At 67.8% G+C, this 8,732-nt stretch carries 5 protein-coding genes; 2 read left to right on the top strand and 3 right to left on the bottom strand.

What is annotated here, in order from left to right; translation table 11 throughout:
- Window positions 1-19: 19 nt before the first annotated feature.
- Entirely contained in the window at window positions 20-1,531 is a 1,512-nt protein-coding gene (locus tag KAH28_RS02615) for an AMP-binding protein (RefSeq protein ID WP_290574251.1), read from the bottom strand.
- A 108-nt stretch (window positions 1,532-1,639) separates the two neighbouring features.
- Here KAH28_RS02615 and KAH28_RS02610 point away from each other — a divergent pair, with 108 nt between their 5' ends.
- The gene (locus KAH28_RS02610; protein WP_290574250.1) at window positions 1,640-2,785 is read left to right on the top strand and encodes an acyl-CoA dehydrogenase family protein; all 1,146 of its coding nucleotides are present in this window, start codon (window positions 1,640-1,642) and stop codon (window positions 2,783-2,785) included.
- A gap of 75 nt (window positions 2,786-2,860) precedes the next feature.
- Here KAH28_RS02610 and KAH28_RS02605 read toward each other — a convergent pair whose 3' ends face one another.
- Entirely contained in the window at window positions 2,861-5,650 is a 2,790-nt protein-coding gene (locus KAH28_RS02605) for a hypothetical protein (RefSeq protein WP_290574249.1), read from the bottom strand.
- Window positions 5,651-5,915: 265 nt separating this feature from the next.
- On the opposite strand from KAH28_RS02605, the gene KAH28_RS02600 reads away from it, so the two are divergent.
- A complete protein-coding gene (locus KAH28_RS02600; protein WP_290574248.1) occupies window positions 5,916-7,343 on the top strand; it encodes an OmpA family protein in 1,428 nt (475 codons plus the stop codon).
- 384 nt (window positions 7,344-7,727) lie between these two features.
- Here KAH28_RS02600 and KAH28_RS02595 read toward each other — a convergent pair whose 3' ends face one another.
- Window positions 7,728-8,723 carry an alpha/beta hydrolase fold domain-containing protein gene (locus KAH28_RS02595; protein WP_290574247.1) on the bottom strand — a complete coding sequence of 332 codons (996 nt, stop codon included), beginning with the start codon at window positions 8,721-8,723 and terminating at the stop codon, window positions 7,728-7,730.
- Window positions 8,724-8,732: the final 9 nt, after the last annotated feature.

The raw sequence follows: 8,732 nt of genomic DNA, 5'->3' as shown, positions 1-8,732 counted from the left end.
CCGTTAGCCTGCGGGGGGATTACCGATCGAGCTGGGCGTTGACCGTTTCCCGGTACTCGGCGAGGTCCGCCATCAGTTCGCGGCGCGCGCTGTCGTCGCGGCAGCGCTCCAGCGCCTCGGGGGAGAGCATGAGAATGGCGAAGGGCTGCGGTCGGTCGGCACCCGCGACGCAGCAGGCCTCGACGGCCCCGTGCGTGACCAGCTTGTCCTCGATGGGGGCCGGGGCGATGTACTTGCCCTTGGAGCTCTTGAAGATGTCCTTGACGCGGCCGGTGATGCGCAGGCGGCCCTCGCTGTCGTGCTCGCCGCGATCGCCGGTGCGCAGCCAGCCATCCTCCGTGATCGCTTCGCGGGTCTTCTCGGGCTCCTTGTAGTAGCCCATCATCACCGCGGGGCTGCGCATCTGCACCTCGCCATCCTCGGCGAGGCGGCATTCGACGCCTTCGTACGGGTAGCCGACGAAGCCCGGCCGCGTCAGGCCCGGCAGGTTGGAGTGCGAGATGGCGAGGTTCTCGGTCATGCCGTACACCTCGATGATCTCTAGGCCCAGCTTCTGGTACCAGTACATGACCGACGGGGGCATCGGTGCGGCACCGCCGCCGGCGAAGCGGATGCGGTCGAGCCCCAGCCCCTTCAGGATCTTGCGACGCACGATGCCGGACAGGATCGGAATCTTCAGCAGGCGGTCGAGCTTCTCGTCCGGCATCTTGGCATTGACGCCCTGCTTGAACTTGACCCAGAGGCGCGGCACCGAGAAGAAGAAGGTGGGGCGCGCGCGCTGCAGGTCCTGCAGGAACGTATCCAGCGAGTCGGCAAAGTAGGTGCGCATGCCGCAGTTCAGCATGCCGAGCTCGACGGCGATGCGCTCGGCAATGTGCGAGAGCGGCAGATAGGAGAGCACCCGGTCGTCGGCGCCCATGCGGAATCGCTTGTTGCCGGAGGCGATCGCCCAGGCCATTGCGCCGAAGCTGTGCATGACACCCTTGGGCATGCCGGTGGTGCCGGAGGTATAGATGATGGTGGCGAGGTCCTCCGCCCGGCGTTCGGGAAGCTCGGTGAGCGGCTCCTGCTCTGCGACGACGGTTTCCCAGGTCGGGAAATCGTTCGGCGGCGAAAGCGGAAAGCCGATGCACTGCACCTCGTCCGGCACACCGTCCTTCATGGTGTCCCAGTCGTCGAGTTTGCCGATGAAGGCGGCGCGCGACTCGCTGTGTTCGAGAATCTTGCGGACCGAGTCCGCGGTGAGCGTCGGGTAGAGCGGAACCGATACGTACCCGGCCATCCAGATCGCCCAGTCGCACATCATCCAGTGCGCGCAGTTCTTCGAGATGATGGCGATGTTGCTGCCTTCGGGGTATCCCTGCGCCCGGAGCCATGCGGCCATGCGGCGGGCTTCGCCGACGGCCTGTGACCAGGTGTAGGCGCGCAGTGAGCCGTCCCCCATGGGCTGTGTCATGCAGATCACGTCGGGGCGCGTCGTTTCCCAGTGCCGAAGGCGCGGCAGCGCCAGATCCTCCTGCCCGATATCCATGCGTACTCCCCAGTTGCGTGGTTGGATGGCCGTCAGCGGCTTGCACCGATGCTACCGCAAGCGCTAGCTTTGCCCCAGACCGGCCGCGAGGCCTCAACGGTAATAGTGATGACCGCTAGCAGCCCCTTCCTGAACGACGACCATGGCGCATTCCGGGACCAGGTTGCGCGATTTGTGGAAAGTGAGATTACCCCGAGCATCGATGCGTGGGAGGAGGCGGGCGAGTTGCCGCGCGCCCTGCATCGGTGTGCCGCCGAGGCCGGTGTCCTGCAGATCGGGTTTCCCGAGGCCTGTGGCGGGATTGAGGTGCCCGATCGCTTCTTCGAGATGATCGCGATCGAGGAACTCTGCCGGGCGGGAAGCGGCGGGCTCATCGCCAGTCTGATGAGCCACGGCATCGGGACGCCGCCCATCGTGGCCGCGGGAACCGACGAGCAGAAGCAGCGCTTCGTGGCGCCCGTGCTTGCCGGCGACAAGGTGGCCGCGCTCGCCATCACGGAGCCATCGGGCGGCTCCGACGTCGCGAGCATCCGCACCACGGCCCGCCGCGACGGCGATCACTACATTCTCAAGGGCAGCAAGACCTTCATCACCTCCGGGATGCGCGCGGACTGCATCACGACCGCCGTGCGCACGGGTGGCGAGGGCGTCGGCGGCATTTCGCTGCTGGTGGTGGAAGGCGATACACCCGGCTTTTCGCGCTCGCCGCTGGACAAGATGGGGTGGCGGTGCTCGGACACCGCGACCCTGTATTTCGACGACGCGCGCGTGCCCGCCGCGAATCTGATCGGCGTCGAGAACGCCGGCTTCATGGCGATCATGCAGAACTTCAACGGCGAGCGACTGGCGCTGGCCGCCCAGGCCTGGGGGCTGGCGCAGACCTGCTACCGGGAGGCGCTCGACTGGGCGCGCGAGCGCCAGACCTTCGGCAAGCCGCTCATCGCGCGTCAGGTGATACGCCACAAGCTGGTCGACATGAAGACCGCCATCGACGCTGTCGGCGCTCAGCTCCACCTGCTCGCATGGCGCGTTTCGCAGGGGCAGCACCCGGTTGCCGAGCTCTGCATGCTCAAGAATCTGGCGACATCGACGCTCGAGCAGGTGGCGGGTCAAGCAGTCCAGATCCTCGGCGGCGCCGGCTATCTGCGCGGAGCGAAGTCGGAGCGCATCTTCCGCGAGACGAAGGTGCTGTCCATCGGCGGCGGCGCTTCCGAGATCATGAAGGATCTCGCCTCGCGCCAGCTGGGCTACTGAGCCCCGCCGCTTTCACCGCATCCAGAGGAAACGCCCGCTTGCGCGGGCGTTTCCGGTTTCGCTTGTGTCCGGGGATCAGGCTTCTTCCTCGCCTTCCTCTCCCTCGTCAGGCGCTTCCATCTGCTCCTGCACGAAGGGATCGCCCGGATCGGCCGTGGCGGGCGGATCCTCCAGCCCGATGGCACCACCGATGGCGCTCTTCAGCTCGTCGAGCAGCAGCCCGAGGCCGTCGATCAGCGATGCCAGCAGCGAAATGCCGACCGGGCTGTCGTCGCCGATGCCCAGTATCCCGAGAAGCGGATCGATCAGCAGATCGCCCAGGCCGGTGACATCGAGCAGGCCGTTGACCAGATCGCCCAGGGAATTGAGCAGCAGCTCGAGACCGTCGGCAACCGGACCCTGCACCGGCTCGCTGTTGAGGATCGGCGACAGGATGGCACCGATACCGCTGATCAGCTCGACCGGCAGCCCGGCTCCCTGAGGCAGACCGACGGCCGGCCCGAGTGGGAGCGTCAGCAGCGGCTCGAGGCCGTCGCAGAGCTCGTCGATCTGCGCGCTGCTGATGGCGCTGTCTCCGCCGAGAATGGCGTCGTCCACCGGCAGCAGGACGTAGCTGGCGGCGCGCGTGGTGCGCGGCAGGATGTCGTCCTCGGGGTCCTCGTCGATCAGCGTGTTGGTCAGCCCCGGCAGGGTCACACCCTCGCGGATGATCAGGTCGGCCGCCGCACAGTTGGTGTCCAGGCTGATCGGGCTGTCGGTGAAGACCAGACCGCGCTCGACGTCCAGCGCGTTGGTGATCGAGATCGCCGGCGGGCCGCCGGTGCCGTCCTCGTTGCGGCAGTCGAGCTGCTCGGGCGTCTGCGCCGGGCCACGCACCGTGCGGAAATCGACGATGCGCTGCTGATTGATCGGCACGATCACGCGCCGCTCGGTCATGCCCTCTTCACCGACGTCGTAGGTCAGCGAAGCGATGAGCTTCTCGCCGCGGGCACGGACACCTTCATCGGCCAGCAGCTGCTCGGCATTGATGAAGCCCTGGCAGCCGAAGTTGCGGTTGATGTTGAAGGTGGTGCGGTCGACCGCCTCGATCTGGCCGTTGCCGCCGTCAAGTCCGACAACGACATCGGTCTCGGCGTCCTCGACTTCCTCGCTGCGGCAGTTCAGGCCCGCGGTGGCATCGCCTTCGAACCCGACGCCGAGTCGTGCTCGGAGGATGCTTTCGCCCTCGGACAGACCGTCGACGCGCACATACCGTGCGCCGGAGGCTGTACGCAGCGGCTCCGGCTCGACGTCCTCGCCCTCGGGGTCCGTCAGGGTGGCGATGTCGATAACGCTGTCCCCGCCGTCGAAATTGATCGACAGGACACTGTCGTCGTCGCACGCGGCGGTGAAGTCCTGCAGCAGGATGCCGTTTGTGCCGTCCTCGCCGAACTCGGGCGAGCCCTGCAGGCGGGCAACGACCACGTAGGAGAGGCTGACGCCCGGCAGGGTCTGATTCAGCGGGAGTGCCGCGTTCGGGCAGTCCTCGGGCATGTCCTCGATGCTGGGGTCGTACTCGCAGGTCGGGATCTGGCCGTTCTCGTTGAGGCCGAGGAGCAATGCGTCGTTGGCAACCTGCTCACGGCGCTCCTGGATCGCTTCCTCGTCGGCGCCGGGGATATTGAACAGGCCGGCGGCCTCGAACGGCGCGACACCCACCGGAACCAGGGCGAGCTGGGCGAAGTCTGGCTCGAGCACCACAACCTGCGAGGTGTCGGTCTCGCCACGGAAGGTGGCGGTCACCGTTACCGGGAGGCCCTCCGGCGTGGCCGAGAGTCCGACGAGGACATTGTCGATCTCGGCGTCGGATTCCTGGAACTCGACGAACTCGGGGCCGTCGCTGCCGAGCGTTTCGAGGGCCTGGGTGATCTCCGCCTCCACGATGACCGGCGTGCCGTCACCGGCTTCGCCGGTCTGGAAGCTGGCGAAGGCGCGGAAGGTCACCGTCTGGCCCTCGACGATCTGCGCGGCCGCCGGCTCCAGGCGGAACGAGTCGTCCACGTAGCTCGCCGGGCCGACTTCCAGCTCCTCGGTGCTTTGGATGGGTGAGAACTGCGGCGCAGACGGGTCGTCCGGCTCGGGGCGGAAGCGCGCGGTGATCGCGTAGATCGAGTTGTCGGCCTCTTCCAGGTCCGGGCTGGTGTTGGTGCCGGTGAAGACGCCGTTCTGCGTGATGCTGCCGGTGTCATCCGGCTGGCCATCCACGAGCTCTGCCGACCACACGAGTTGGGGGTCGCTGCTGACGAGCAGGTCGGGGGCGCTCTCGGCGAAATTCACGCGCGCCACGAACTGCTGGGGAACACCGGAAGGCGCGACATCGAACGGGAAGCCGTCCAGCCTACCTGCGCTGTCGCGCAGGAGGACGTCGATCGACTCGGGCGTGCCGCCGACCACGATGAGATCGTCCCGGGCCGGATCCGCTTCGCCCTGGGTATCCGCCGCGGTCACGCTGAGCGGAGCGCCGTCCTCGGTGGCCGCATTGCCCCGGACACGCCCCTTTTCGGGGCCGGTGGGCGTCAGCGAACCGCGCGAGGTACCGGCCGGTCCGAGGTTGAGCGCGATGCGATCCTGCGCCGTGATGTCACGCGTCGAGCCGTCCTCGAAGGTGCCCAGCACGCGATAGTGGACGCTGCCGCCAACGAACACCGTCGGCGGCTGCGCGCAGGGAGGGCCGTTCGGACCGGGCGCAGTCTGGCAGCGGAGCTGGATGTTCAGGAGGCCGCCGGGGCCGATCAACTCGGGGCTGCGTACCGAGCCATCACCGCACGCGGCGAGCAACAGCGCAGCCAGCAGGGCGCCGAACCAGGACTTAAGGGGCATAGACATCGGGTGACTCTCCAGCGCTCAATTTCATTTAGTTACGGTCGGGCCTGGATTCTCGACTTCCCCGGGTTGAGGGCGCCACGAATCACGTGCCCGGCTGCTTCCGTGTATAGACTTCCACACGAGAACTATAGGGATTAGTATGCCAATGTGCCAGTGCGCCTTGGCAGTTCCCCGGTGTAAGAAAACCCCGCACCGACGCGCCCAGGCTGCACCATAAATTCGGGATACAGGGAGTAGCAGCGTGATTCAGCGATCAGCGTGTCTGATGTTGGCGGTACTCGTGTTCACGGGGGCAGCGTGGGCGCAGGACGGAGCCAGGGACTGGGCCAAGTACTACGATGACCGCTGGTACATCCAGGCTCAGGGCGGCATGATCTTTTCGGACTCGTCCGATCTGGACAATGGCCCGGCCGGCTACTTCACCATCGGTCGCCCGATTCTTCCCTGGCTGTCCCTCGAGCTCGAGGCCGGCTACGCTGATCTCGGCGTGCCCGCGCCGGCCACCGACTACGAGCGTTTCACGGCCGGCGTCAACGCGGTCGTCTACCTGCTTCGCGGTCCGAACGTCGAGGATGTCGGCGGTTTCCGGCCTTTCCTGATGGCCGGCGCCAACATGCACGACATCGATTTCCTCGACGAGAGCACCACCGGTCCGGGCCTGCAGTTCGGAGGCGGCTTCACCTATCCGCTGAGCCGCAGCCTCGAGTTCATCGCGTCGGGTCGGTACCACATCGATCAGGTCAACGCCGAGCCGCCGGGCATTCCGCGCGACGAGGACTTCTACACCTGGACCGCGCTGTTCGGCGTGCGCCTCAAGCTCGGCGAGTTCCCGCCGGATTCCGACGCGGACGGCATCCCGGACCACCGGGACGAGTGCCCCAACACGCCGCCTGGCGTGACGGTCGATCAGTACGGCTGCCCGATCGACTCGGACGGCGATGGCGTGCCGGACCACAAGGATCGCTGCCCGGGCACGCCCGAAGGCGCCACCGTGGATCAGTACGGCTGCCCGATCGATTCCGACGGCGACGGCGTACCGGACTACCTCGACGAATGCCCGAACACGCCGGAGGGCGAACGGGTCGACCAGCGCGGCTGTCCGTTCACCGACTCCGACAATGACGGTGTCTCCGACTTCAAGGACAAGTGCCCGAACACGCCGCCCGGCATTCCGGTCGACGCCGATGGCTGTCCGCTCGACTCGGACGGCGATGGCGTGCCCGACCATCTCGACGAGTGCCCGCAGTCGCCGCCCGGTGCCACCGTGCTGCCCAACGGCTGTGCGCTGGTCGGTGACCGACGTCTCGCGCGGCCGGGCGAGCCTGCCGATGCCGAGGGCTTCGCGGTGGAGCGGACGCAGAACTTCATCCTCCGCGGCGTCAACTTCGAGTTCGACTCGGCCCGGCTGACGCCGGAGTCGAAGGACATCCTCGATCAGGCCGCCGAAGTGCTGAAGGCCTACCCGGATGTCGATGTCGACGTCGAGGGTCACACCGACAGCATCGGTCCGGACGAGTACAACCTCGGCCTTTCCGAGCGGCGCGCCAATTCGGTCAAGACCTACCTGATGCAGAAGGACATCAGCGGCGGTCGCATGACGCCGGTGGGTTACGGTGAAACCATCCCGATCGATACCAACGACACCGAGGAAGGTCGCGCCAACAACCGTCGCGTGGAGTTCCGGGTGCGCTGACGCACCGGATCACCGCCGATCCCTTCGAGCCCCGGCCATCGTGCCGGGGCTTTTTTGTGCGCCGGCCCGTGGCGCGGCAGTCGGGCCGCGTATCGGCGCGTCGCGCACGCGGGCCTCACGCGTCGGCAGCAAGCGGGGGAGGCCGCTGACGGGGCGCTGCCGTCGCGATGCAGCGCGGCCGCCGGAACGGGGGAGCGGTCGCGGTGTCGCGTCGCGGATGCGCCGCACCCGGGGAGATGGGCGCGACGGTAGCGTGCGTCAAGCCTGCGCAGCTGCGTTGGGCGGGTGGTCGGGCTGCCGGCAGTCCGAGCGCGGGCGAGGCCGTCCATTCATGCCGGGTGGTTGGTGCGCCTGCACACGCGGACTGCCCGGGGGGATCGTCGCTCAGCCCGCCCGATTCTCCAGGCAGTGACGCATGAAGGCTGTCATGTCGTGGCGCGCTTCCACGACTTCCGGCATGACGGCACCGAACAGCGGGAACCCGTGGGGCAGCTTCGGCCACACGTCGACCCGCACATCGGTGCCGGCATCGCGCATGCGCTCGGCGAGCAGCAGGGTGTCGTCGAGGAGGATCTCGCCATCGCTGACCAGGAAACGGATCGGCGGCAGGTCGTGGCAGTCCATGTACAGCGGGGACAGCTCGGGATCGGCGGCATCGTGCCCGCCGGAGTAGATCGGGTCGATGCGATGCAGGCCCTCGGCGGGCAGGATCGGATCGCGGTTGCGCAGCCGCGCACGCGCCGGCGGGGCGTGGATGCGACCCATCTCGGTCACCGGCGAGATCGGCACGGCGCCGGCCGGCATCGGCAGCCCGGCGCGCCGGATCCGCTGGAGCAGGCCGAGCAGCAGATTGCCGCCGGCGGACTCGCCCGCCATCACGATGCGGTGCGCCGGGAAGCCGCGATCGAGCAGCGCCCGATAGGCTTGCTCGCAGTCGTCGAGCGCGGCGGGGAAGTGGTTGAACGGCGCGAGTCGGTAGTCGGCCATGAAGCCGGATGCGCCCAGGTCGCGGCAGATGCGTGCCAGCAGGCTGACGTGGGTGGCAGGTACCGCCGGCAGGACGAAGCCGCCGCCGTGCAGATAGAGCACGACCGGCGCGTCGGTGGCGTCGATATCCCCCACCGCATGCCCGGGGCACTTGCCGAGCACGCGGTAGACCACGGCCAGGCCGGCGCTGTCGCGGCATGCCTGTGCAGCCAGGCGCAGCTGGATGCGGGCGATGCGCTTGTGCGGGCCGCCCAGCACGAAGCTCAGCCAGGGCCGCAGCAGGAAGCGCATGCACCGCATGACGAAGCGCGTGCGCAGCCCCACCACTACCGCCTTGCGGACGAGGTGGTCGCCGCTTGCGGTATCCGGTTGACTGGCGGTGGCAGGCTCCATGACCACAGC

The sequence above is a fragment of the Algiphilus sp. genome (assembly GCF_023145115.1).
In the GTDB taxonomy this organism is placed as follows: Bacteria; Pseudomonadota; Gammaproteobacteria; order Nevskiales; family Nevskiaceae; genus Algiphilus.
Note: the sequence above shows the minus strand (reverse complement) of the source record. Positions and strands in the feature narration are given on the sequence as shown.

Coding starts and splice junctions, on each gene's coding strand:
- KAH28_RS02615 (WP_290574251.1), bottom strand. CDS start 1,531: ATGGATATCGGGCAGGAGGATCTGGCGCTGCCGCGCCTTCGGCACTGG.
- KAH28_RS02610 (WP_290574250.1), top strand. CDS start 1,640: ATGACCGCTAGCAGCCCCTTCCTGAACGACGACCATGGCGCATTCCGG.
- KAH28_RS02605 (WP_290574249.1), bottom strand. CDS start 5,650: ATGTCTATGCCCCTTAAGTCCTGGTTCGGCGCCCTGCTGGCTGCGCTG.
- KAH28_RS02600 (WP_290574248.1), top strand. CDS start 5,916: ATGTTGGCGGTACTCGTGTTCACGGGGGCAGCGTGGGCGCAGGACGGA.
- KAH28_RS02595 (WP_290574247.1), bottom strand. CDS start 8,723: ATGGAGCCTGCCACCGCCAGTCAACCGGATACCGCAAGCGGCGACCAC.